This window comes from Caulobacter sp. GW821-FHT09H08 (assembly GCF_059415885.1).
Genome location: NZ_JBWKOC010000005.1, coordinates 438059 through 462657 on the forward strand (window position 1 = coordinate 438059; position 24599 = coordinate 462657).

At 66.7% G+C, this 24599-nt stretch carries 14 protein-coding genes; 5 read left to right on the forward strand and 9 right to left on the reverse strand.

What is annotated here, in order from left to right:
* Positions 1 to 26: 26 nt before the first annotated feature.
* The gene (locus AC07NN_RS19870; protein ID WP_494644982.1) at positions 27 to 1223 is read right to left on the reverse strand and encodes a hypothetical protein; all 1197 of its coding nucleotides are present in this window, start codon (positions 1221 to 1223) and stop codon (positions 27 to 29) included.
* Positions 1224 to 1667: 444 nt separating this feature from the next.
* Between AC07NN_RS19870 and kdgD the strand changes: the two genes are divergently transcribed.
* From kdgD to AC07NN_RS19885, 3 genes are all read left to right on the forward strand, one after another.
* The gene (gene kdgD, locus AC07NN_RS19875; RefSeq protein WP_494644984.1) at positions 1668 to 2603 is read left to right on the forward strand and encodes a 5-dehydro-4-deoxyglucarate dehydratase; all 936 of its coding nucleotides are present in this window, start codon (positions 1668 to 1670) and stop codon (positions 2601 to 2603) included.
* A gap of 150 nt (positions 2604 to 2753) precedes the next feature.
* Positions 2754 to 3662 carry a LysR substrate-binding domain-containing protein gene (locus AC07NN_RS19880; protein WP_494644986.1) on the forward strand — a complete coding sequence of 303 codons (909 nt, stop codon included), beginning with the start codon at positions 2754 to 2756 and terminating at the stop codon, positions 3660 to 3662.
* Between the two features lie 59 nt (positions 3663 to 3721).
* Positions 3722 to 5287, forward strand: a complete 1566-nt coding sequence (locus AC07NN_RS19885) for a carboxylesterase/lipase family protein (RefSeq protein ID WP_494644988.1) — start codon at positions 3722 to 3724, stop codon at positions 5285 to 5287.
* A gap of 106 nt (positions 5288 to 5393) precedes the next feature.
* Here AC07NN_RS19885 and AC07NN_RS19890 read toward each other — a convergent pair whose 3' ends face one another.
* The 3 genes from AC07NN_RS19890 to AC07NN_RS19900 all read right to left on the reverse strand — a co-directional run bounded on the left by AC07NN_RS19890 (position 5394) and on the right by AC07NN_RS19900 (position 10213).
* Positions 5394 to 6917 carry a right-handed parallel beta-helix repeat-containing protein gene (locus tag AC07NN_RS19890; protein ID WP_494644990.1) on the reverse strand — a complete coding sequence of 508 codons (1524 nt, stop codon included), beginning with the start codon at positions 6915 to 6917 and terminating at the stop codon, positions 5394 to 5396.
* A gap of 132 nt (positions 6918 to 7049) precedes the next feature.
* Positions 7050 to 8894: a DUF8034 domain-containing protein gene (locus tag AC07NN_RS19895; protein WP_494644992.1), complete on the reverse strand. Its 1845-nt coding sequence runs from the start codon at positions 8892 to 8894 to the stop codon at positions 7050 to 7052.
* A 2-nt stretch (positions 8895 to 8896) separates the two neighbouring features.
* Entirely contained in the window at positions 8897 to 10213 is a 1317-nt protein-coding gene (locus AC07NN_RS19900) for an MFS transporter (RefSeq protein ID WP_494644994.1), read from the reverse strand.
* Positions 10214 to 10582: 369 nt separating this feature from the next.
* Between AC07NN_RS19900 and AC07NN_RS19905 the strand changes: the two genes are divergently transcribed.
* On the forward strand, positions 10583 to 13378 hold the full coding sequence (locus tag AC07NN_RS19905) for a TonB-dependent receptor (protein WP_494644996.1): 2796 nt from the start codon (positions 10583 to 10585) through the stop codon (positions 13376 to 13378).
* A gap of 80 nt (positions 13379 to 13458) precedes the next feature.
* Here AC07NN_RS19905 and AC07NN_RS19910 read toward each other — a convergent pair whose 3' ends face one another.
* The 5 genes from AC07NN_RS19910 to AC07NN_RS19930 are packed head-to-tail and all read right to left on the reverse strand — an operon-like array spanning position 13459 to position 20764.
* On the reverse strand, positions 13459 to 14340 hold the full coding sequence (locus AC07NN_RS19910; RefSeq protein WP_494644998.1) for an alpha/beta hydrolase fold domain-containing protein: 882 nt from the start codon (positions 14338 to 14340) through the stop codon (positions 13459 to 13461).
* A gap of 14 nt (positions 14341 to 14354) precedes the next feature.
* Positions 14355 to 15107: an SDR family NAD(P)-dependent oxidoreductase gene (locus AC07NN_RS19915; RefSeq protein ID WP_494645001.1), complete on the reverse strand. Its 753-nt coding sequence runs from the start codon at positions 15105 to 15107 to the stop codon at positions 14355 to 14357.
* Positions 15107 to 16408, reverse strand: a complete 1302-nt coding sequence (locus AC07NN_RS19920) for an MFS transporter (RefSeq protein WP_494645006.1) — start codon at positions 16406 to 16408, stop codon at positions 15107 to 15109. Before AC07NN_RS19920 ends, AC07NN_RS19915 begins: the two co-directional genes overlap by 1 nt.
* An 8-nt stretch (positions 16409 to 16416) precedes the next feature.
* A complete protein-coding gene (locus tag AC07NN_RS19925) occupies positions 16417 to 18579 on the reverse strand; it encodes an alginate lyase family protein (RefSeq protein WP_494645008.1) in 2163 nt (720 codons plus the stop codon).
* Positions 18580 to 18586: 7 nt separating this feature from the next.
* On the reverse strand, positions 18587 to 20764 hold the full coding sequence (locus AC07NN_RS19930) for a polysaccharide lyase 6 family protein (RefSeq protein WP_494645009.1): 2178 nt from the start codon (positions 20762 to 20764) through the stop codon (positions 18587 to 18589).
* A 406-nt stretch (positions 20765 to 21170) separates the two neighbouring features.
* Between AC07NN_RS19930 and AC07NN_RS19935 the strand changes: the two genes are divergently transcribed.
* Positions 21171 to 24476, forward strand: coding sequence for a TonB-dependent receptor domain-containing protein (locus AC07NN_RS19935; RefSeq protein ID WP_494645011.1), 3306 nt, complete (start codon positions 21171 to 21173; stop codon positions 24474 to 24476).
* Positions 24477 to 24599 lie beyond the last annotated feature (123 nt).

The window sequence follows — 24599 nt, forward strand, 5'->3', positions numbered from 1 at the left end:
CAATTGTGACAGTTAGGCCCTGGCGCTCAGCGCGCGGCTGCGGCCTTGGTCAAGGCGCGCAGATCCTCGGCTGTCGCCGGGACGAACGGCTTCTCGGGCTCGCCGGTCCAACGCGCCAAGGTGAGGTCGGCGGTCTGCTTGCCGTCGATCTTGGCGTTGGTCGCCAGATAGAACAGCCCCTTCCCAACCGGCTGCAGACCGACATCGGCCTTCTGGTTCCAGCCGCGAACGCCGGTGGCCGCGTCCTTCAGGCCGTCATCGGCCAGAGGCAGCAGCATGCCTTGGTCCCAGCCTTTGCCGCTCTCGGCCGGCACGCCGACGAGGTCGCTTCGTGTCGGCTTGGCCCGCGCGTCCACGGCGAACAGCAGGTAGTTGGGGAAGCTCGGCTTCTTGCCCTGATAAACGCCCAGGAACCAGCGCTGCTGGCTCTCGTCATAGGCCAGGTTCTGGACGCCGTAGTGCGTGTTGCCAGTGCGCACGAAATACTTGCCGTTCGGGACGGCGGGGCCGTTGTGATGCGGCGCGGCCTCGGTCAACGGGCTGGCGAACTTGCCCCAGTCGCCGATGTCGTATTGCAGCAGCACCTGGTGGTCGTTGTCGGTGCGATTGACGTTGCCATAGATCCCGTAGGCGACGGTCAGATAGCGCTTGCCGTCCGTCTGGCCGAACGCCGGACCGAACGACACGCCGTCGATGCCGGAACAGTCGTAGCGGTGATCCGGTGAGGCGATGACGTCGCCCTTGAACTTGCCGTCGTCGCCATCGAAGCGACCGTCGCCATTCAGGTCGGCCGAATAATCCTTCACAACCTCGGGCAGATAGACGGTGCGGAAAATCTCGCTCTTGCTGGCCTCGACGCCGACACGGTCCAGGCGGGAGACGTCGATCACGGCGATGTAGAAGGCCTTGTCTTCCTTGTACTCCAGCGAGCCGTAGACCTTGCCGTTCGCCGGGTTGAAGTCGAGGTCGCCCAGGTGACCGGTCCAGCCGACCAGCGTGCCGACGAGGTTGCCTTTGAAGTCGTACTTCGCCAGCAGGTTCGTGAACGAGTAGTAGATGTAGCCGCCGCGCACATCGACCGCGACGCCCTGCACGTGGCCCGAGGCCCAGGTCCCGCCGTTCTGCTTCAGCGGCAGGTCGGCCAGCGACGCCGCCACGGCGGGTTGAGCCGTGGCGACCACGACGGCGGCGAGCGCCAGGAACAGCGAAGACCGCTTCAGCATGGGATTTCGACCATCGAAGGAGAAACAGGAAGGCGCCCACTAGCGCCGAACCGTGAACCCTTGGCGACAGTCCGGGATGCCTGTCCCGCCTTGTCAGCCCTGACCGCTGACGGCCGACCATCCGGCGACGGCGATGAGCATCCACCCGAACAACAGGCTGCCCGCGAAGTTGCGCACCAGCCAACCCTTGGTCTTAAGCAACGCCACCATGAAACGCCCCTGACTGCACTGACGTCCAAGCTGACTTGTGATTCTATCCACAGGCAAGCCCAATGGTCAGACCAATGGCGGGCCTCGAAATGCATCAAGCCAAATTCAGTATCGGTCGATAGCGCCTTTGGCTTAGACCGCGACGTCGCCCCTCTCTACCGTGACGATCAACAAGCGGCCTCCCGGACTGATCCGAGACGAGCGCCGCCGTTCGGAGAGGACTCAATGAGCCGAATGTCGCCGACGGAAATGGCCCGCCAGCTCGGCGGCGGCCTGCTGTCGTTCCCCGTCACCCATTTCGACGCCGATCACCAGTTCCTGGAAGCGCCCTACCGCGAGCATTGCGGCTGGATGCTGGAACGCGATCTGGCCGGCCTGTTCGCCGCCGGCGGCACGGGCGAGTTCTTCTCGCTGCGTCCCAGCGAAGTCGGCCAGGTGGTCCGCGCCGCCGTCGCCGAGACCGCCGGCAAGATCCCCGTCATCGCAGGCTGCGGCTACGGCACGGCCATCGCCACCGACCTGGCCGCTGACGCGGAAGCCGCCGGCGCCGATGGCGTGCTGCTGCTGCCGCCCTACCTGACCAACGCCACCCAGGAAGGTCTCGCCGCCCACATCGAGGCGGTCTGCAAGTCCACCAAGCTGGGCGTCATCGTCTACAATCGCGACAACGCGATCATCAACGAGGACACGCTCGAGAAGCTGTGCGAGCGCAACGCCAACCTCGTCGGCTTCAAGGACGGCGTGGGCGATATCGAGCTGATGATGCGGGTCTATGCCCGCATGGGCGACCGCCTGACCTATATCGGCGGCCTGCCGACGGCCGAGACCTTCGCCCTGCCCTATCTGGAGATGGGCGTGACGACCTACTCGTCGGCCATCTTCAACTTCATGCCGGAATGGGCGTTGGAGTTCTACAAGTCGGTCCGCGCCCGCGACCGTGAAGCGGTCATGGCCGGCCTGCGCGACTTCGTGCTGCCGTACATCTCGCTGCGCAACAAGGGCAAGGGCTACGCGGTCTCGATCGTGAAGGCCGGCATGAAGGCCATCGGTCGCGACGCCGGCCCCGTGCGCCTGCCCCTGACCGAACTGACCCCGGCCGAGTTCGGCGAGCTGCAGGGCCTGATCGCCCGCGCGAACCTCGACGACACCCGCCGCGCCGCCAACGGCTAGACGATCCGGGTCGATGCGCGCGAAGCATCGACCCGCTTTCGCCCCGCGATGAACGCGTTCACGCCCCTTCCCGGCAAGAAGACGTTGGCCATCGGGCCGAACGAGCGTCTAGCTTCACGCCTCCAGGGTGTTGTGGATGGGCGCTTTCCGATGTTCGAACTGAGCCAGCTGCGCTGCTTCGTCGCCACCGCCGAAGAGCTGCATTTCGGGCGCGCCGCCCAGCGGCTGAACATGACCCAGCCGCCGCTGAGCCGGCAGGTCCAGCTCCTGGAGCGGATCCTGGGCGTGACCCTGCTGGATCGCACCAGCCGCTCGGTGCGCCTCACCCCCGCCGGCCGCGCCTTCCTGCTGGAGGCCCGCCGCATCCTGCGCCTGGCCGAGAGCGCGGCTCTCGCCACCCGCCGCATCGCCAGCGGCGAGGCCGGCCAGATCGCCATCGGGTTCACGGCCGCCTCCGGCTACAACTTCCTGCCGCAGCTGGTGATCCTGTCCAAGGCCCGCCTGCCCAATGCCGACCTCACCTTGCGTGAGATGGTCACCCGCGAGCAGGTCGAGGCGCTGCTGACCGGCCGCATCGACATCGGCCTGGTCCGCCCGCCGATGGAGCGGGTCGAGTTCGCCACTGCTCGCGTGCTGTCCGAACCCCTGGTCGCGGCCCTGCCCAACGGCGATGCGCGTCTGGCCAAGGCTTCGCTGACCCTGGCCGACTTCGACGCCGCGCCGCTGATCATGTATTCGCCCGAAGGCGCGGGCTATTTCTACAACATGCTGACGACACTGTTCGACGCCAACGGCGTGGCCCCGAACTACGTCCAGCACGTCACCCAGATCCACTCGATGCTGGCCTTGGTCCACGCCGGCCTCGGCGCGGCGATCGTGCCCGAAGCGGCCATGAGCCTGCACTTCGACGACGTCCAGTTCCGGCCCGTGGCGACCACGCCCGACCGGCCGGTCGAGCTCTACATGGCCTGGCGCAAGGACAACGAGAGCCCGATCCTGCAGACCTTCATCGATCTATGCCTGGCCGAGGCCTCGCCGGCGGGCGCCGACGCGCGCTGAGGCGCGCCGTCTCTCCCCCGGTGGGCCGACGCCCAACGACAAGACTTGGGAGAGACCACATGATCCTCGATCGCCGCGCCGTGCTGGCCGGAGCCGCCGCCCTGACCGCTGCGACCAAGGTGAACGCCGCCGGCGTCGCCGCGCCCGTGGCGACCACCACCGCCGGCCGGGTGCGCGGGGCGCTGGTCGATGGGATCAAGGTGTTCAAGGGCGTCCGCTACGGCGCCGACACCTCCGCGCGGCGCTTCCAGCCCGCCGAGGCCGCCCAGCCCTGGAAGGGGATCGCCGACGCCCTCGCCTATGGCGCGGCCAGCCCGCAGACCAAGGCCGACGAAGGGACCAGCGAGGACTGCCTGTTCCTCAATGTCTGGACGCCGGGCGTCGCCGACGGGAAGAAGCGGCCGGTGATGTTTTATGTCCACGGCGGCGCCCACGCGAATGGCTCGGGCTCCAGCCCGCTGTACGACGGGACCTGGCTGGCCAAGACCTATGACGTCGTGGTGGTGACGGTGAACCACCGCCTGAACTGCTTCGGCTACGCCTATCTCGCGCGGCTGGGCGGACCCGAGCTGGCCGACAGCGGCAATGTCGGAAATCTGGACCTGATCCTGGCCCTGCAATGGGTGCGCGACAACATCGGCGCGTTCGGCGGCGATCCCGGCAACGTCATGACCTTCGGCCAGTCGGGCGGCGGCGGAAAGATCGTGACCCTGATGGCCATGCCCCGCGCGGCTGGCCTCTACCACAAGGTCGCGACCATGAGCGGCCAGCATGTCACCGCCATGGGCCCGATCCACGCCACGATCCGCGCCAAGGCGTTCATGGAGAAGCTGGGCCTCAAGCCCGACCAGACCGAGGCGCTGAAGGCCCTGCCCGCCGCTCAGTTGGTCGACGCTCTGAAGATGCGAGATCCTCTGGAGCGTAAGGGTAGCATCGTCTTCTGGTCGGTGCTCGACCACGGCGTCCTGGCCCGCCACCCGTTCTATCCCGACGCCCCGCGCGAGAGCGGCCACATCCCGATGATCATCGGCAACACCCACGACGAGACCAAGGCCTTCCTGGGCGGCGATCCCAAGAACTTCGCCCTGACCTGGGAGGAGCTGCCGGGCAAGCTGGACAACGAGCTGGTCCTCGACATGTCGCCGGAATATCTGGTCGCCAGGTACCGGGCGCTCTATCCGAACTACAGCCCGTCGGACTGCTTCTTCGCTATCACCACGGCGGGTCGTTCCTGGCCAGGCCACCTGATCCAGGCCGAGCGACGCGCGCAGATCGGCGCGCCGGCCTGGATGTACCAGTTGGACTTCGGCGCGCAGACCGATCCGAAGATGGGCGCCTACCACACCTACGACATCCCGCTGGTGTTCGGCACGCTGGACGCCAAGGAATCGAAGACGGGCACGGGGCCAGCGGCCCAGAAAGTCCGCGACCAGATGAGTGGCGCCTTCGTCAATTTCGCGCGGACCGGCGATCCGAACGGCGCGGCGATCCCAGCCTGGGAGAAATACACCCTGCCGAAGCGGGCGACGCTGGTGATCAACGAGACCTCGAGGATGGTCGATGATCCGAGGAAGGAAGAGCGCGAGATCTTCGCGGTCGCGCCGTTCATGAAGGAAGGGACCTAGCGGCAACCTCGCCCTTCGACGGGCTCAGGGTGAGGTTTCCTACCGAACCGCCCTACGCGTAGTCCTCACCCTGAGCCTGTCGAAGGGCGAGGACGGCTCCTCGGCGCTAGCGCCCCAACGCCACCGGCTTCGAAAACGCCGAGCTCGCCCCCGCCGCCGTGGTGGATGTGGCGGTGATCGCCGAGCCAACCGCCGCGCCCTCGACCTCGCCCGCGAAGGCCGCGTTGCCCACGCCGTCGGTGACCGCCTGGATCGAGCCCAGATAACGCTCGCCCTCGGCGGTTCCCGCCTTGCCGGCGAAGACCTCGACGGTGACGAGACTGGCCGGCGGTCCTTGCAGCACGCCCTTCACCGAGAGCTTGCCTGCGGCCAGACGCACGGCCGAGAGCTTCGGCGGCCCCAACCCAAACTGCGGCTGCGCATGGCAGTTCGGCGGATCGTCCTGGTTCAGGCAGATCACCGCCGCGCCGGCCTTGTCGAATACCACGCCCATGCCGCGCGAGCCGACGAAGCTGCCGTGCTCCAGGCCCGGCGGGCCGATGACGATGCCGCCCCGCGCCAGCTTCGGGTCGCACGAGCCGCCGGCCGAGCAGCGCATGATCGGCAGGCCGTTGCCGGAGATGCTGTTCTGGCTGATCCGGTTGACCGCGACCTTGGCCTCGGGCCGTACGGCGATGCCAATGCCATTGCCTCGGATGATGTTGCCTTCGACCATATTGCCGGCACCCGTCAGGCTGACCCCGAAGGCGTTGCCCTCGAAGGTGTTGGCGCCGACATAGTTGCGCGCGCCCCAGTTCGACTGCAGGCCGTCCGAGTAGCGGACGAAGCGGTTGCGCACGACGGTGTTGTCGTTGCCCCACAGGATCTCGATGCCCTGCGAGGGCTCCAGATTGTCGGTTCCGCCGTCGAAGACGTTGTCGGCGATCAGGTTGAAGGCCGCGCCGCGCGTCAGCTCCAGGCCGTCGCCGTTCTCCAGGAAGGTGTTGCGCAGCACCTTGTTGTTCAGGGTCGTGTTCGAGGTCGAGCCGCCCTTGCCGTCGTCGCCGCTGAGCATGACACCCGCGCCGCCGATATTGCGGACGATCCGGTTGTCGGCGACCACCACGTTCGAGGTCCGCAGGATCAGCACGCCGATGCAGAAGTTGCGGATCTCCAGCCCCTTCAGAGCCACGCCCCTGGTGTCGACCAAGGCGAAACCGGGATTGCTGGCGGTGCGGACATTGGTGCCGTACTGGCCCGGAACCATGCCGGGGCAGGATCTCAGGTCTCGCGGCAGATAGCCCGAACCGTCCACGACGTTGTGGCCGCCAGAGCGTGCGAAGGCCCGGCCCTCGATGGAGACCGGGCCCTTGATCGGCGGCAGGGCCGACTTCAGCACGATGGTCGGCGCGGCGATCTCGATGCGGTAACGGCCGGGCTCGGCGTTGCTGGTCGCGATGGCCCAGCGCAGCGAACCCTGAGCGTCGTCGTCAGCATCGCGATCCACCAACAGCAGGGTCGTCTCGCCGCCGGTGACAGCGGGACCGCCGGCGGCGACCGCCGCGATCGGTTTCGGTTCCGACGTCTGGGCTAGAGCGGGAGTCGCGATCAACGCCGCGAGAAGCGCTAGCCTGGAAGTCGCGCCGATCATGGTTTCTCCTTGATCTCAGTGGATGCGGACCTCGCCCTTCGACAGGCTCAGGGTGAGGTCCGAATGACATGCTTGTCAGTAGAAAACCTCATCCTGAGCCTGTCGAAGGGCGAGGTTTTCAGGCCTGAAGCCTTAGCCTCGCTCCCAGGGGAAGCTCAGGGTCGGGGCGTTCGTATAGCACTTCATCTTCAGCGTCAGCCGCGCGCCGGCGCCAGGCGCCAGGCGCAGCGTAAAGGCCGAGGCGTCGACCGGTGTCGGGGACCCCTCACCTAGCGCCGCGCTCAGGATCTGGTGCTCGGCATAGGCGCCGCCTTGCACGGTCACCGTGCGCGCGGAGACCTGGTTGATGTTGACCAGGGTCACCACCGTCTCGTCCTCGCCCAGCTTCTCGACCAGGGCCGAGACGTCGGGCGGAATGCCGGCGCGGCGGCGCTCGGGATCGAACCAGCGCAAGCGCGCATAGCGCAGCGCCCCGCCCTGCGACGGCGAGGTCCCTGACCAGGCCGGCCGGGCGATGTTGATGCCACCTTCCATCAAGTGGATCAGGGTCGTGACGCTGGCTGGATTGATGTCGAGCGTGGCGTCGGCCAGGCGGGTGTCGGCCGTCGTCTTGTCGTCGCGTTGAGCCTGCGCGCGGGCGCGGACCCGCTCCAGGTCGCCGCGCAAGGCCTTGACCGGATAGCCGGCGTCCTTGCCCTCCAGGTACGAGACCCATGGATGGTCGGCGGCGCGGGCGCGGTCGCTGGCCTTCTGCGACATGTACCAGATCTCGAGGCCGTTCAGCCGGTACTCGCCGGGCGCATAGCCGTACCAGCCCTTGGGGCCGTACATGCGCGGGGTCAGGACCTTGCCGTCGACGGTCTTCTTCTGGGCATTGATCACGTCGTTCTGGCGGCGCCAGACGTCGAGATACTTGTCGTCGCCGGTCAGCAGATAGGCATTGAGGAAGCCGACCACGGCGCGCGGCACGCGGTTGCGGTCCTCCCGCTTGCCGGTCTGGGGCACGACGGGGCTGAAGCCCCAGCCGTAGGTCCCGCTCCACCACTGCCCCTTGGGCCCGCCGATCTTGCCGTCGAGGCCGATCTTGCTGGGCAGGACGTCGCCATTGGCCTTGGCGCGGTCGATCCAGGCGTCGACGTAAGCGACGATCCAGTCGCGGTACTTCGGCTCGTGATCCAGCATGTAGGCGTTGAGGACCAGGCTGGTGGCCTGCAGGTTCAGCGGCGCGTCGCCGACCACGTCGCCATATTCGTCGTAGTGGTGCAGCGTCTGCTCGTAGCTCTCCTCGCCGTGCTCCATGAAGAAGTTCGTCGGGTCGAACCGGTCGCCGGCCCAGTCCAGCGGCGTAGCCTGACGCAGCATCGGCCCCTTGCTGCCGGTGATCATGCTGCGGATGATCTTCAGCTTGGGATCGTAGTTCGGGACCGCCTTGTCCTCGCCGGTGTAGAAACCCGAGAAGCGCTTCACCCGGTCGCGATACTTGGCGTCGTTGGGGTCCGAGAGACCCAGCAGGTTGAACACCGACAGCCCCTCGGACAGGTGCTGCCAGTCGGTCATGACCGGGAATTCGCGGAAGTACATGCCCTCGCGAGCGAACGGCACCTCCTGGGTCTTGGCCGCCGTGTACTGGGCGACATTGCCGTCGAAGGCCTTCTTGGCCATGGCCAGGACCCGGTCGCCCGCGCCCAGGGCATGGAGCGTGGGCCAGTCGTTGACGTTCTCGATGGCATCGTCGGGGCCGTCGTTGGCGCCCCAGCGCTCGACCGCCAGCAGCCAGCCGCGATCATCGAAATAACGGGCGAAGAAGGCCGCGCAGGCCTCCTCATTGACCTTCAGCAGTTCGCGCTGCAGCAGCGCCCATTCTGGCGGGGCCATTGGCGTCGAGACCGTGAGCGCCGGCGACGCGGCGACAGGCTTCGCGAAAGCGGCGAAGACCAGGGCCGAGGCGCCGGCCAGGACGGAGCGGCGGGTCGTCATGCTCAAACCGCCTTCAGTTCCAGACGCTGGATTTTCCCGACGATCAGGAAATAGGCCAGGATGCAGATCACGCAGTGGGCGCCGACGAAGATCAGGGCCCCGTCGAACGAGCCGGTCGCCTTGACGATGTAGCCGATGACGATCGGGGTCACGATGCCGGCGACATTGCCGAAGGTGTTGAAGATGCCGCCGGTGACGCCGGCCATCTCCTTGGGCGAGGTGTCGGCCACCACCGCCCAGCCCAGCGAGGCCACGCCCTTGCCGAAGAAGGCCGCGGCCATGATCACGATGACCAGCCACTCCTGCTCGACGTAGTTGCAGACGATGATGCAGGTGGCCAGCACCATCCCCAGCAGCAGCGGGGTCTTGCGGGCGATATCGAGATTGCCGGTCTTCTTCAGCAGGGCGTCCGAGATCATGCCGCCCAGGATGCCACCAGCGAAGCCGCAAAGCGCCGGCAGGGCGGCCGTGAAGCCCGCCTGCAAGATCGACAGGCCACGCTCCTTGACCAGGTAGATCGGGAACCAGGTGACGAAGAAATAGGTCAGCACATTGATGCAGTACTGGCCCAGATAGACGCCCAGCAGCATGCGGCTGGACAACACCTGCTTGACGTTGGCCCAGGTGAAGGCCGCGCCGTTCGAGGCGGAGGCCTCCTCCATGCGCACCAGGCCACCGCCGGCCTCGATGTAGTCGACCTCGGCCTTGTTGACGGCCGGATGGGCCAGCGGGCTGTGGATCAGCTTGACGAAGAACAACGCCGCGACGACGCCGACCGCCCCCATCACCCAGAACACCGAGCGCCAGCCGAACGTGTGGGCCAGCCAGCCCATCAGCGGCGCGAAGGCGACCAGCGAGAAGTACTGGGCCGAGTTGAAGATCGCCGAGGCCGTGCCCCGCTCCGAGCCCGGGAACCAGGCCGCGACGATGCGGGCATTGGCCGGGAAGGACGGCGACTCTCCCAGGCCGACGGCGAAGCGCATGGCGAACAGCACCGTCGCCGCCATCAGGCCGGTGAAGAAGCCGGCGAAGCCCTGCAGCGCCGTGAACAGCGACCAGACGATCAGCGAGATCGTGTAGATCTTCTTGGAGCCGAACCGATCCAGCAGCGCCCCGCCGGGGATCTGCCCCAGCACATAGGCCCAGGCGAAGGCCGACAGGATGTAACCCATCGCCACCGGGTCGAGCCCCAGCTCCTTCGACGCCGACTGGCCCGCGATCGAGAAGGTCGCGCGGTCGGCGTAGTTGATCGTGGTGATGATGAAGAGGACCGCGATGATCAGCCAGCGCACCCGCGTCCGCTTGGTGGTGTCGGTCATAGGCGTCCCTTCCCAGTGAACCGATCTGTCGTCGGCGTTTGTCAGGGTGGACGCTAGAGGCGCTCGCGCCGGAGGTCTAAGTCAATTCGCCTATGGACCGATCTACGCGCGACATCGATCGAGGCAGCTTCCGTATCGAAACCCGGGCTCGAAAGTCGCGCCAACGATTGATTTTGCCGAAAATCACACCTCGAACGCCCTTTCCGGCCAAGGATCACGGGCGATCCTTGCCGAACGCGCATCGGTTCATACCCGATTGAGATTGGCCCTCGACGAAAAGCCGTTCCTATCCTGAAGCCAACGAAGAAGGTGGCTCGACCGCCTTCGCCACGAAAGAGACCCGCGAAACGCGGGCACTTGGGAGGGACCATGTCGACCAACCGCAAACCCGCAGCGCGCACCGCCCTGGCGCTGTCCGCCTCGGCCCTGGCCTTGATCCTGGCGGGCGCCGCCTCGGCTCAGACGGCCCCTGCCCCCGCCCAGTCGGGTGGCGATGAAGTCGACGCCATCGTCGTCACCGGCTTCCGCGCCAGCCTGCAGAGCGCGATGAACCTCAAGCGCAACGAGAGCGGCGTCGTCGACGCCATCAAGGCCGAGGACATCGCCCAGTTCCCCGACCTGAACCTGGCGGAATCCCTGCAGCGCATCCCCGGCGTCTCGATTTCGCGCATCAACGGCGAAGGCCGCCAGATCACCGTGCGCGGCCTCGGCTCGGAATACACCCGCGTCCGCATCAACGGCATGGAGGCCATCTCCACCACCGGCGGCACGGCCAACAGCGGCGGCACCAACCGCGGCCGTGGTTTCGACTTCAACGTCTTCGCCTCTGACCTCTTCAACAGCATCGCCGTGCGCAAGACCGCCTCGGCCGACGTGGAAGAAGGCTCGCTGGGCGCGACGGTCGACCTGAACACCTCGCGCGCCTTCGACAGCCGCAAGCCCCAGCTCGTGCTGGCGGCGGGCGCCAGCTACAATGACCTGGCCAAGAAGACCACGCCGCGCTTCTCCGCCCTAGCCAGCCGCACCTTCTTCGACGGCAAGCTGGGAGTGCTGGTCTCGGCCGCCTACGAAGAGCGCCACCTGAAGGAAGAAGGCGCCAACATCACCCGTTGGGCCGTCGGTGGCAGCAACGGCGGCTTCAACGCCGCCTCGACCGTGCCGGGCTACACGCTAGCCCAGATCAACAACACCAACACGACGACCGGCATCTTCGCCCCGCGCATCCCGGCCTTCGTCAGCTACGACATCAAGAACAAGCGCACGGGCCTGGCCGGCTCGATCCAGTACAAGCCGGACGCCAACACCGAGATCACGCTGGACATGCTGTACGCCTATCTGGCCGGCGTGCGGAAGGAAGCCCAACTGCAGGCTATCGGCCTGTCGCGCGCCACCACCGGCAAGCCGGAGACCATCATCCGCGACGGCGTGGTCGAGAACGGCAACCTGGTCTATGCCCGCATGGACAATGTCGATCTGCGCACCCAGTCGGCTTATGATGAGCTGAACACCGAGTTCAAGCAGACCACCCTCTCGGCCAAGCACAACTTCGGTGAGAGCCTGGTCGTCGGCGGTGTGGTCGGCTTCGCGGACTCGACCTTCACCCAGCCGATTTCGACGATCGTCACCTTCGATCGCCTCAACAGCGCCAACTACACCTACGACTTCCGCAAGGGTCGCGCGCCGCAGATCCTGCTGGGCTTCGACCCGACCGATCCGGCCAACTGGTCGGCGATCAACGGCACCTCGGAAGTCCGCATCCGCCCGACCTTCGTCGAGAACCAGTTCTCCACCGCCAAGGTCTATGGCGAGTGGGAAGCCAACCAGAATCTGAAGATCAAGGCCGGCGTCGACTGGCGCAAGTTCGAGTACGACAGCTACGGCCTGTACCGGACCACCGAAACGGTCAGCCAGACCCTGACCCCGGCCCAGGTCGCCTCGACGTCCAAGGTGTTCAGCGGCTTCGGCAAGGGCCTGGGCATGCCGACCGGCAACGCCACCGCCTGGCTGGTGCCCGACATCGACAAATACAACGCCCTGCTGAACATCTACAGCAACACCGGCATCTACGCCCTGACCGGCACCAACAACACCTCGGCCCGTGGCCAGTACGGCGCGGTCGAGGAGCGCGACACCGGCGCCTATGTCCAGGCTGACTTCCGCTTCGAGGCGTTCGGGCTGCCCTTCCGCGGCGACGCCGGCCTGCGCCGCGTCCACACCCAACAGGAGTCGGCCGGCTACGCCGCCGTCGGCGGTTCGGTCCAGCGTGTCGAGGTCAAGCGCGACTATGACCTGACCCTGCCGTCGATGAACTTGGCGGCCGACGTCACCGACACCTTCGTGGCCCGTGTGAGCGCCGCCAAGACGATCGCCCGCCCGGGCATCGGCTCGCTCTCGCCCGGCGGTGACGTCGCGGTGCAAGGCGCCAACCGCAGCTTCAGCTCGGGCAACCCGTACCTGCGCCCGACCCAGTCCAAGAACCTGGACGTCTCGCTGGAATGGTATCCGGCCTCCGGGACGATGTTCGCCGCCGGTCTCTTCTACAAGAAGATCGACACCTTCGTGGCCACCCAGAGCGAGCAGCGCGTCTACAACACCCTTGGCCTGCCGGACTCGCTGATCGCCGGCACCCTGGCGACGCCGGACATGCTGTTCCAGGTCTCCAAGCCAGTGAATACCAAGGGCGGCGACCTGAAGGGCTTCGAGCTGAACGTGCAGCAGCCCTTCACCTTCCTGCCAGGCTGGCTGAGCCACTTCGGCGTGATCGCCAACTACACCTATGTCGCCTCGAAGATCGAATATCCGACCTCGTCGACGGCGGGCTCGCCGGTGGTGATCGAGGACCTGATCGGCCTGTCCAAGAACGCCGCCAATGCGACGCTCTACTACGAGACCGACAAGTGGAGCGTGCGCGGCTCGCTGGCCTATCGCGCCGGCTACCTGACCCAGGTCCCGGGCAGCGACGGCAACACCGTCCACGGCACCAACTCGACCTTGAACGTCGATATGCAGGCCAGCTGGAACATCCGCGAGAACCTGAAGCTCTCGGTCGAAGGCGTGAACCTGACCGACGAGTTCAACGACCAGTACGTCGGCTACAGCAACCGCCTGAACGTCTACACCCACAGCGGCCGCCAGTTCATCGTCGGCCTCCGCTACAATTTCTAGGCGTCCTTCTTTCCACCCCCCCCCGCCTAGCAACTCGCGCCGCCGCCTCCTCCCGGAGGCGGCGCTTTTTCTTTGGGCGGCTAACGGGCGTCGAGCGCCAGGGGTTTCAGAAAGTCGAGCGCATCCAGCTCGACCTTGACCTGCTCCTCCTTCGGGAACTTGCCATGCACGCCGGCCGGCACCGGGTGGAAGCGGTTCAGGACGCCGGCCTTGTCGAGATCCGCCTTCAGCGAGGTCGAGGCCTCGAACGGCACGGTCGGATCGGCGTCGCCGTGGACGATGAAGACCGGCGGCTGGTCCTTACGGACATAGGCGGCCGGCGACATGGACTTCCAGAGGCTTTCCGGGCCATCGCCGATCCACCGCGCGGTCGAGGGACTCTTGAACGCCCCCGGCAGATCCGACTTGAGGTGATACGGCCCGTAGAAGTCGAGGATACCCGCCACCTTGGGCTGGTCGCGGCAGGCCGGCAGGTCGATGTCGTTCTTCTTCGGCAACATGCCGGCCATCAAGGCCAGATGGCCGCCGGCCGAGGTCCCGTAGGGCACGACCCGCTTGGCGTCGAAGCCGTAGGTCTTGGCGTTGGCCTTCACCCACGACAGGGCGCAGCGAACGTCCTGGACGGCCGCCGGGGCGCGGGCGACGTCGGTCAGGCGGTACTCGACCGTGACCACCGAGAAGCCCGCCGCCAGGTAGGAGCGGAACCCGCCCCAGCCGGCCGGCTTCTCGCCTTTCCACCAGGCGCCGCCGTGGATGTAGACCAGCACCGGCCGCGGACCGTCAAAGGCGGTGTTGCGATAGACGTCCAGATGCAGGTCCTGGCCGCTGGCCTGGAGATAGACCACGTCCTTGGTCGCCTCGGGCGCCTTCACGGACGCCCAGGCAGCGGGATCGGTCCAGGTCTGAGCGGCGACCGGGGTCGCGCCCAGAGCCAGGACGGCGGCGAGGGTCTTGGCGATCATCGACGTCTCTACCATCAGCTCATCAACAGGCCGCCGTTGATGTCCAGGCAGACCCCCGTGAGGAAGCTGGACGCGTCGCTGGCCAGATAGGCCACCGCGTCGGCGATCTCGGGCGCGCGGCCTTCGCGGCGCAGCGGCGTGCTGGCCGCGACGCGGGCCCGAACCTCGTCCTTCGAGAAGGTGTCGTGGAACGTCGTGCCGATCATGCCGGGGCAAAGGGCGTTCACGCGGATGCCCTGCGGGCCCAGTTCCTTGGCCATGGCCTTGGTGAAGGTCATGATCGCGCCCTTGGCCGTGGCGTAGGCCGTCGCGCCCGGACCGCCGCCGTCCTTGCCGGCCTGCGAGGACAGGTTCACGATCGCCGAGCCCTCGGCCATGTGCGGCACGGCCGCCTTGGTGGCCAGGAACACCGAGGTCAAGTTCAGGCGCATGACATGGTCGAAGAAGGCCTCGTCCATCTCGCCCAGCGTCTTGCGGGCGACCATGCCGCCGGCGACATTGACCAGGGCGGCGATCGGGCCGCCGAAGGTGGAGAGCGCGGCGTCGACCAGGGCCTGGACGTCGACCGCCGAGGTCATGTCGCCCTTCAGGATGAGCGCTCGGCCGCCGGCGGCTTCGATCTCGGCCAGGGTGGCTTTGGCGCCGTCCTCGCTGCCGAAGTAGTTGATCGCGACATTGGCCCCTTCCGCCGCCAGCTTCAGCGAGACGGCCTTGCCGATGTCGCGCGCGCCGCCGGTGACGATGACGGTCTTGTTGGTGAGGGGCATCAGGAATTCGCTCCGTTGGTAGTGCGGGCCGCGAGGGCGGGATCGACGAGGCGCTCGCCTCGGCCGCCCAAGAGCCAGATGGACAGGATGGAAAGAGGGACCAGGCTGGCGCCCATGGCGAAGACCGGGGCGTAGCTGACCTTGGTGGCGACCGGGACGATCCAGGTGGTGATCAGCACCCCGGCCACGGCGGCGGTGCCGCTGATCCCGGCCAGGGAGCCGACCGACTTGCCCGGCAGGTAGTCGCTGGGCAGGGTCTGGATGTTGTTGATGGCGATCTGGAAGCCGAACAGGATCACGGCGATCAGCAGCACCGCGTGCAGCGGCGTCGAGGCGCCGATGGTCAGCAGCAGGGCCGGCAACATGAAGACGCCGCCCAGGGTGATCGCCCACTTGCGGGCCAGCCCCGGCCGCCAGCCGCGACCGATCAGCCAGCCGGAGATCCAGCCGCCGAACAGGCTGCCCGCCGCCGCGCCGACATAGGGCACCCAGCCGAACAGGCCGATCTGCTTGATGTCGAAGCCGAAGCGCTCGGCCAGATAGATCGGCAGCCACGAGACGAACAGCCACCAGACCGGGTCGATGAAGAACCGCGCCAGGATCAGGCCCCAGGCCTCGCGGTGGCGCAACAGGCCCATCCAGGTGGGCTTGTATTCGACCTCGGCCTCGCCCGACGCCGGACGCTGGCCGGTCAGGATGTGCTGGCGCTCCTCGTCGGACAGCCAGGGATGGTCCTCGGGCGCGGCGCGACAGACGATGGCCCACGGCACGACCCAGATGACACCCAGCACGCCGATGACCAGGAAGGTGGCGCGCCAGCCGAAGGTCAGGAACAGCCAGGCGATCAGCGGCGCAGAGATGATGGCTCCGACCGAGGCGCCGGCATTGAAGATGCCCTGAGCGAAGGCGCGCTCGCGGACCGGAAACCACTCGGCATTGGCCTTGGCCGCGCCGGGCCAGTTGCCCGCCTCGCTGATGCCCAGCGCCGCACGCAGGATACCGAGGGTTAGGACCGACCTGGCCGCGGCGTGGAGCGCGATCGAGGCCGACCAGGCCAGGATCGACAGCATGAAGCCGATCCGCGTGCCCAGGGCGTCGAAGATCTTGCCGAAGATCGACTGGCCGGCGGCGTAGGACAGCATGAAGCAGGTCAGGATGAGCGCGTACTCTTCCTTGCCGACGCCCATGTCCTTGGAGATCTGCGGCCACATCACGGCCAGCGCGTTGCGGTCGATGTAGTTGATCACCGTGGCCAAACCGACCAACCCGACGATCAGCCAGCGAAGTCCCTTGATCTTCATGGCGGATCTCACTTTTCGGCGGTGGCCAGGCCGGAGAAGCCGGTCCAGGCATAGGCGCCGCCCGGGGTCGTGACCCGATGGCGCTTGGCGGGATCGGGATCCCAGGAGACGCCGATCGTCAGGGTCTTGCCCGACGAAAGGCGGATGAGGACGAGGTCGGCGCCGTTCTCGGAGACGCGCTCGACGCCCTTCACGGCGGTGAGGGTGTCACGGGCGTATTCCTCCGCCGCGCTGTAGGAGCCGTGCGGCTCCAGAACCCCGGCCAGGACGAAGCCGTCGCGGTCGTCGCCGCGCAGGATCACGGCCCGTTCGTTGCGGAGATTGTAGTCGGGGTCATTGGCGCCCAGCTCGGTCAGCACGACCTGGTCGACATCGGTCGAGGCGAAGACGTAGTCGTAGAACCGCCCCTCGTTGAACCAGGCGACGCGCGCGCCGCCCTTCACCGGTGCCCGGCCGCGATCCCACAGGTGCTGGTAGCCATTGGCCTTGCCCAGCGGCTTCAGTTCGCTGGTCCCGCCCTGGAACTTCAGACCGGAGTCGACGATCTGGCCGGCATAGTGCAGCGGCAGGTCGAAGCGATGCTTGCCGCCGCCCTCTGCACGAACCAGGTCCAGCACGATCGGCCGTCCGACCTCGGGCCGGTCGATCATCGCCATGGCGCGGCGGTAGCGGACGCCCGGCCAGGCGTCGTCGATGCTGGCGGCGGTCGTCTGGATGCCGTCCTTGGCGTCGAAGGCCAGAACGGTCGGCCAATGGGCTTCGCCCGTGTCGGTGTTGGCGCCGAACTGGCTCTTCTCGTCGACCACCAGGGTGTTGTGGGCGACCGTCTGCTGGGCCCAGCTGTCGTTCTCGGGCAGGTATCGCCCGCCGGCCTTGGCCTCGACGTTCAGGAAGCGCGCGGCGCCGTAGTCGGTCAGGACCTCGCGACCGGCGTCATAGAACTGCCAGGACAGCTTGTCGAAGTGGCCATGGCCCATGCCCTGGGACGTCGCCTTGAACACCACCGCCTGGTCCTTGGCCCTGGAGCCCGAGCGCAGCACGACCAGCGCGCCCTTGTCGCCCTTGGCCCCGTCGCGCAGCTTCATCGAGGCGAACGGGAACGGCTTGGCCTCGCCACGCGCGATCGCGGCTGCGACCTCACGACCTTCGGGGCTAAGCACGACGGCGTTCTGCTGGATGGCGATCGAGAGCAGCGCCGGATCGTGGTTCACGGCGTAGGTCACGGCCACGCCGTGGACCAGCTCGGGCGTGTCGATGCCCTTGTCCTTGATGGCGTCGTTGATCGGGAACAGCAGGCCGGCATAGCTCTGCTGGATGGTGGCGTAGACCGCCTTGCGCAGCACGCCGTCACGATAGTCGAGGATCTTGCGCGACGGCTCGTGGCGCTGGATCGACTGGGCGAACAGCAGGAACGGCGACAGCGCGTAGCGCTGATAGTACGGCCCCTCGGCATAGTAGCCGTCGGGCGAGAGCAGCTCGTCCAGTTGCTTGTAGAAGCCCGACTTGCCCGAGCCGTCCAGGCCGTAGAGCGCCTGCTTGACCAGGCCCTGGTCGCCGATCGCGTAGCCGGTCATGCCGACCGCCGCCAGCGCCCAGGTGCCGTGATTGTGGATGCTGTCGAAGGTCGAGGCCGAGCCGGTCGACAGGAACGCCGCCATCGGCCGGAACACGCCCGCCTCGATGGTCGCGCGGTCGGCGGCTGGAATGGCGTCCTTGATCGCCTCGTAGCCCTGGACCGAGTTCACCAGCCAGACGCTGTCGTTCAGCACCTGCCAGAACAGGCGGCCGGGCTTCTGGTTGGCTTGCTTGGGATGGAGGGGCAGCGTTGGATAGAGCTTGGCGTAGTCCAGCAGCACGCGCCGCGCGAGGTCGGCATAGGCTTTGTCGCCGGTCTGCCTGTACAGCATCCCCGCTTCGTAGATCAGGCGGTAGTTGTCCTTGTGCCGCTCGTGCGTGTAGCCGCCGCCGGCGTCGGCCGGCACGGGCACGTCGATGGTCTTGCGCAACTGCGGGTCCACGAAGGCGCGGCTTTTGGCCAGGGTGGCGGCGAACAAGGGTGGGATCTGAGCCGCGGCGGCCGGCGCGGGCTTGGACGGCGTCGCGGCCTGGGCGGCTCCCGCCAGGGCCAGGACCGCGAGGCCGGCGCAGAGATGAACGCGGAACTTGGACATGACTGGCCTATTTGCGCTGGTCGACGATCTCGAGCGCCGCGCCGACATTGCGGACTTCGCTGAGATCGGGCTTGCCGACATGGATGGTGACGCGGGCCGGAGCCGCGCGCTCGAAGACATTGGCGTCCAGCTTGGCGACCTGGACGCCGTCCAGCTTCATCGACGGCTGTCCCGGCGCGACGTCGCGAAAGGTCGAGCCGCTGATCCTGACCTCCGGTCCGAAGGTGCTCTCATCCGTCCCGCCGCGCAGGATATCCAGAGCGGGTGCGCCCAGGCGCGTGAACTGGCTGCCGGAGATGTCGACCCTCTCGACGCCATAGACGCCCGCGTTCTCGGTCTCGCCGGCGATCCGCAGCACCACGCCGGTGATGTCCGTGAACCGCGAGCCACGAACCGTCACGTGATCGGCGAAGGTGTTCTTCTCGCCCTTCAGCACGGCGCCCGCCTTGGCGACCTCGGAATCGATGATCTCGACCGCGTAGTTGTTCAGGGGATAGCTGGCGCCGACGCGGATCATCGCCTCGTCGACCGTGGCCGGCGCACCGGCGCCCGACAGGCGCAGGCCCTGCAGCTTCAGCGAGCCCCGCCCCACCAGGCTGAAAAGGGTCGGCCGGTCGAAGGTCACGACCGGCTTCGCGCCCGTCTCGGCGCGAAAGGTCAGGGGGAGGCTGACCTCGACGACATGGCCTTCGGCATAGTCGCCAGTGGCCAGTTCGATGACATCGCCGGCTTTGGCCTTCGCGGCGGCGGCCGACAGCCGGTCCTGGCCCGGCTTGATCTTGAGGATGCGGCCGGAGTCGAAGGCCACGGCTTGGTCGCCCTTGGGATACCAGGCCACGCCCGTCTCATCCCGGCGCAGCAGCTTGACCGGCTCATTCAAGCCAAGAGCCTTGCGGGCGGCGGCGTCCGGATAGACACGGCCGTCCGGCAGGTTTTCGCGGCCGATGGCCTTCGCCTCGAAGCCTGAAACCTCCGAAGGCGGTGCGACGCCGTCGACAACGTTGGCGGTGAAGGTCACGCCGTCGAGCGGGGCCATGGCCTTGAACACGGCCTTACTGCCCGAGCCGAGGAACACATTGCCCGACAGCGTGCTCTGGGCCGGCGGCAGGGTGCGTTCCTGGTCCGCGCCGGCGCCGAACAGCACCTGCTTCACATCGACGAAGACGTTCTTCTCGATGCGGGCGTTCAGCACCTGATTGTAGCGGTTGAGCGGCGAATTCGGGACGCCGTTCATCATCACCAGCGCGGCGGTGAAGTCGTCGCCGCCCAGACCCTGGAAGTAGTTGTTGCGCACCGTCTGGTCGGCGTTGATCACGCGCACGCCGCCGGTGTGGGGCAAGCCGCCGCCGAGGAAGACATTGTCCTCGACGAGGTTGCCATTGCCGTGGCGCAGCACCAGCGCGCCTTGCGAGCGGACGAAGACATTGCGGCGATAGACGTTGCCGCCCGACTTGTTCGAGACGATCTCGGCCTCGCCGCTGCAGCCTTCGAAATAGTTGTCCTCGACCACGGTCAGCGAGTTGGTCAGCGAGAACTCGCTGGTGCCGACCCGGATGGTCTCGCCGCCGTTCGAGCCCAGCGGCGGGCGCGGGCCGAAGTAGTTGTGGTCGACGCGGTGCCGGTTCTGCTGACTCTCGGCCGAGTTCAGCACGACCGCCAGGGTCACGCCGTTGTTCAGCTTGCCCTGCAGATGGCTGTGATCGAGGCGATTGTTCTTGCCATAAAGGCCGACCCAGTAATCGGAGGCGGCGCGGTCGGGCTTGTTGAAGCCGTCGATCACCGTCTCGGTGACCCGCGAGTCGTAGGCGAGCGTCTTGCTATCGGTGCGGAACGAGATGACTTCCGGCGACGGGCTGTGGCCGTCCTTGAAGGTGAGGCCCGAGACAACCAGGAAGCGGCCGCCGATCCGCAGGTTCGACTTGCCGGAGATGACCACCTTGCCGGGGGTCTGGGCGCGCAGGGTGATCGGCTTGGCCGCCGTCCCCTCGCCCGCGAACACGATCTCGAAGTCGCGCCAGACGCCGTCGGCCAGCACCACCGAGTCGCCGGCGACCGAGGCCTTCACGGCGAGCTTGTACTCCTCGGGCGTCTTGACCAGGCGATCGGCCGCATAGGCGTGAACCGAGCCGGCCAGGACGCTCAGGCCCGACAGGGCCGCGAGGCTCGGAACGCGCAGGTCTCTCACTCGACTTCCTCCCGAGGAGCTGTGACCGCTCCATGCCCCGCCCGCTCGGAGCCGGCGCGAAACGCCTGACGAGAGCGGTTGGGATGCATGATCGGACCATTGCGCCACCAAGCTGTCAACCAATTTGTCGACCAATTTGAGCGCAAGGCCTGCGCCATCCACAATCGCGACAGGGTCAAGCGACGCCTCATACCTAGACAGGGCAACAGATTGGCGAGATCGCGGACACCTAGGAAAAACAAGCCGCTAAAGCGTCGGAACGCATAGCGAGCCGCACAAATTCACCGCGAAGAGTTGACAATCAAGCGCTAAGGGATCAACCAGATACCAAGCCAGATATATAAAATTGGTATGCGGGGAGGATGATCGCATGGACAACCAATCACGGCGCCGTAGTGCGCGCACGATGCTGCTGGCATCGACATGTCTCGTGATCGGCCTCGGCTTCGGCCAGGCCTTCGCGCAGGAAACGCCGGTGGCGAGGGATGACGGCCCGTCCAAGGACGTCCAGGAGGTCGAGGCCGTGGTCGTCACGGGCTATCGCGCCTCGCTGCAAAGCGCGCTGAACATCAAGCGCCAGTCCGACGTGATGGTCGACGCGATCAACGCCGAGGACATCGCCGACTTCCCCGACGCCAACCTCGCCGAGTCGCTTCAGCGGATCCCCGGCATCTCGATCGACCGCGACAACGGCGAAGGCCGTACGATCACCGTCCGCGGTCTCGGCGGCGACTTCACCCGGGTGCGCATAAACAATCTCGAGGCGCTGTCGACGGCCGGCACGAACGACACCAATTCCAGCGCGATGAACACCACGCGCACCTTCGATTTCAACGTCTTCGCGTCGGAGCTGTTCAACAGCCTGAAGGTCCGCAAGACCGCCTCGGCCGAAACCGACGAAGGCTCCCTGGGCGCCACGGTCGACCTGCAGACGGGCCGCCCCTTCGACTACAAGAAGGATCGCTACGCCCTCTCGGTCGAGGACGCCTACTACCAGAACGGCGGCCATCACAATCCGCGCCTCGCCGGCCTGTTCTCGAAGCGCTTCGCGGACGGAAAGATGGGCTTCCTGGCCTCCCTCGCCTATTCGGAGAAGGACACCGAAACCGATCAGTATCGCCGTCAGATCGTGACAGGCGAATATGTCTATCGGTCCGCCACCTGGGCGACCCTGGAAAATCCCCGCCGCGCCGGCTTCTCAGCGCCCGTTGGCACGACCTTCACCAACCGGATCTCGAACCCGACCGCGGCCAACCCCAACGGCACGGTGACGAACACCGCCGCCATCACCAACCCGGCCTATATCGACGCCGTGACCGGCTCGGATCCCGTCGCCTATGCCCTGCTGCATCCCTCGCTGGAAGGCTCGCAGGTCATCTTCCCCGCGCTGGCCGGTCCCGAGCAGCAGGACCTGAACCAGAAGCGCCTGGGCATCACCTCGGCCTATCAGTGGCAGATCTCGAACAGGACGCGCGCCACGATCGACGTGCTCTATTCGAACCAGAAGCACACCTCGACCCTGAACCAGCTGCTGCCGTTCGGCCTGAACCGCAACAACACCAACGCGACCTACGCTACGGCCAGCGCCGCGACCGCTCTGGCCTCCAAGCGCGGCCTCTATCCCGGCACCTGCACCTACACGGCGGGCAGCGCCTACGCCTCGCCGATCGACTGCGGTCAGGCGACCTATGGCGGCGCGCTCGTCGCCGGGTCGAGCTTCTCGTACAACCCGAACAATCTCGACGTTTACGACTACTACAACTGGGCGGGCTCGCCCGGTTACGTCGCTTCAGCCGACGGCTTGGCGATCCGCGACAAGCAGATCGGGCGTCCGTCGACGGACGTTCTGGCCGCCAATGTCACCAACGGCGTCGCCGACTACCTGAAACTGCGCAACGTCGACTGGTCGGCCCGCGCCGACCAGGGCAGCTACGACACGACCTTCCAGCAGGTCTCGTTCAACCTGACCCACGAGTTCAGCGACCGGTTCCGGGCCGACCTGACCTACGGCAAGTCCAGCTCCAAGCTGAACTCGTACGGCAAGATGGCCGAGTGGGGTCAGTTCGATCAGCAGGCGCCCTTCACCTATGACGAGCGCGGCGGCGGCGACATGCCGCTGTTCGACGCCGGCTTCAACGCCGCCGATCCGAACCAGTGGACGATCCTCAAGGGCGTCTCGTTCCTGCGCTACCACAAGAAGTTCGTCGAGAACCGCTATGGGGCGTGGAAGGCCGACTTCACCTGGCTTCTCAACGACAACCTGACCCTCAAGTTCGGCGGCACGCAGCGCGACTATCGCTTCTCGACGTCGCAGTTCGAGCGCCAGAACGTCCAGATCAATCCGACCGAAAAGGAAGCCGGCGTCTCGATCGCCAGCCTCGGCAAGGTCATCGACTTCGGCCAGGGCCTCAACATGCCCGCCGGCACCACGACGTCCTGGTTCGGCCCGGACATCGAGAAGTTCGACGCCCTGTTCGGCTTCACCTGCGAGTGCATCAACAAGTGGGGCGACTGGCGCCTGACCCAGTTCCGCCAGCAAGGCCGTGAAACCTTCGCCGTGCGCGAGAAGACCGGCGGCCTCTATGGCCAGGTTAATTTCGACTACGACTTCCTGGACGGCTGGAACGCCTTCGGGAACCTGGGCGTGCGCTACGCCACGACCGACGTGGACTCGACCGGCCGCTCGACGGGCGGGCGAAGCGTCGAAGGCGGCAACTCCTATTCGGACGTCCTGCCGTCGTTCAACCTCGCCATCCGTCCGCGCGACAACCTCTACTTCCGGTTCGGCGCCGCCCAGACCATGTCGCGCCCGACCCTGCAGCAACTGGCCCCGACCATCACCCAGCTGACGATCCCCGAAGGCGGGGTGACCTCCGGCGCCACCCTGACCATCGGCAATCCGAAACTGTCGCCCTTCCGCGCCGACAACTTCGACGCCGCGGTGGAGTGGTACTACGCCGACGGCGGTCTGATCTCTGTGGCCGCGTTCAAGAAGAAGATCGGCTCCTATCCGCAGACCGTGCGCTTCTCTGCGCCGCTGTCGACCTTCCTCGACGAGCAAGGCCTGCAAAGCCTGATCGAGCAGTTCGGCACGACCAGCGACCAGGCCGCCTACATCCGCGCCGACTACGACGCCACCGCGCGTCAGTTCCGCGACGCGCCGGGCGGCGAATTGAAGGGCTGGGAAATCAACTATCAGCAGGCCTTCACCTTCCTGCCGGGGTTGCTGAAGAACACGGGCATCCAGTTGAACGCAACGCACATCGAGTCCGAGCTGACCTACATCCTCGACCCGGGCACGGACACGACGCCGGCGGTCCTGGGCAAGGCCCCGTGGCTCGGCGCTTCGCCGAACGCGGTCAACCTGACGCTCTACTACGAAGACAAACGGATCAACACCCGCGTCTCGCTGGCCCAGCGCGACGGCTACTACACGACCTATCCCCTGGTCGCCGGCCCTTGCGCGCCGGGCCTGGTCGCCGGCGTGGCCTGCGATACGCCGCTGATCAACGACTTCGGCGGATCCAAGGACACGCTGAACGTCGACTTCGCCTTCAGCTACAAGATCTCGAACCAGGCTTCGTTCTCGATCGAGGGCCTGAACCTGACCAACCAGGCGACCAGCCGCTACTACTATGCCGACAATCCGGTGGCCGCCCTGTACGGCTCGCCCGGACGGCAGTTCACGATCGGCTTCCGCTTCAAGCACTAGACTGGGGCTTGTCAGGGGTGAGCCGCTTTGGTTCACCCCTGATACGAACCTCTAATGCCCAATCACCTTGAATCTAGTAGCTTCGGTGAAGATCCGGACGAGAGGGCAACGGAGACATCGACG

Excerpts from the sequence above, each read along its gene's own strand:
- AC07NN_RS19870 (WP_494644982.1), bottom strand. The coding sequence starts at position 1,223 with ATGCTGAAGCGGTCTTCGCTGTTCCTGGCGCTCGCCGCCGTCGTGGTC.
- kdgD (WP_494644984.1), top strand. The coding sequence starts at position 1,668 with ATGTCGCCGACGGAAATGGCCCGCCAGCTCGGCGGCGGCCTGCTGTCG.
- AC07NN_RS19880 (WP_494644986.1), top strand. The coding sequence starts at position 2,754 with ATGTTCGAACTGAGCCAGCTGCGCTGCTTCGTCGCCACCGCCGAAGAG.
- AC07NN_RS19885 (WP_494644988.1), top strand. The coding sequence starts at position 3,722 with ATGATCCTCGATCGCCGCGCCGTGCTGGCCGGAGCCGCCGCCCTGACC.
- AC07NN_RS19890 (WP_494644990.1), bottom strand. The coding sequence starts at position 6,917 with ATGATCGGCGCGACTTCCAGGCTAGCGCTTCTCGCGGCGTTGATCGCG.
- AC07NN_RS19895 (WP_494644992.1), bottom strand. The coding sequence starts at position 8,894 with ATGACGACCCGCCGCTCCGTCCTGGCCGGCGCCTCGGCCCTGGTCTTC.
- AC07NN_RS19900 (WP_494644994.1), bottom strand. The coding sequence starts at position 10,213 with ATGACCGACACCACCAAGCGGACGCGGGTGCGCTGGCTGATCATCGCG.
- AC07NN_RS19905 (WP_494644996.1), top strand. The coding sequence starts at position 10,583 with ATGTCGACCAACCGCAAACCCGCAGCGCGCACCGCCCTGGCGCTGTCC.
- AC07NN_RS19910 (WP_494644998.1), bottom strand. The coding sequence starts at position 14,340 with ATGATCGCCAAGACCCTCGCCGCCGTCCTGGCTCTGGGCGCGACCCCG.
- AC07NN_RS19915 (WP_494645001.1), bottom strand. The coding sequence starts at position 15,107 with ATGCCCCTCACCAACAAGACCGTCATCGTCACCGGCGGCGCGCGCGAC.
- AC07NN_RS19920 (WP_494645006.1), bottom strand. The coding sequence starts at position 16,408 with ATGAAGATCAAGGGACTTCGCTGGCTGATCGTCGGGTTGGTCGGTTTG.
- AC07NN_RS19925 (WP_494645008.1), bottom strand. The coding sequence starts at position 18,579 with ATGTCCAAGTTCCGCGTTCATCTCTGCGCCGGCCTCGCGGTCCTGGCC.
- AC07NN_RS19935 (WP_494645011.1), top strand. The coding sequence starts at position 21,171 with ATGCTGCTGGCATCGACATGTCTCGTGATCGGCCTCGGCTTCGGCCAG.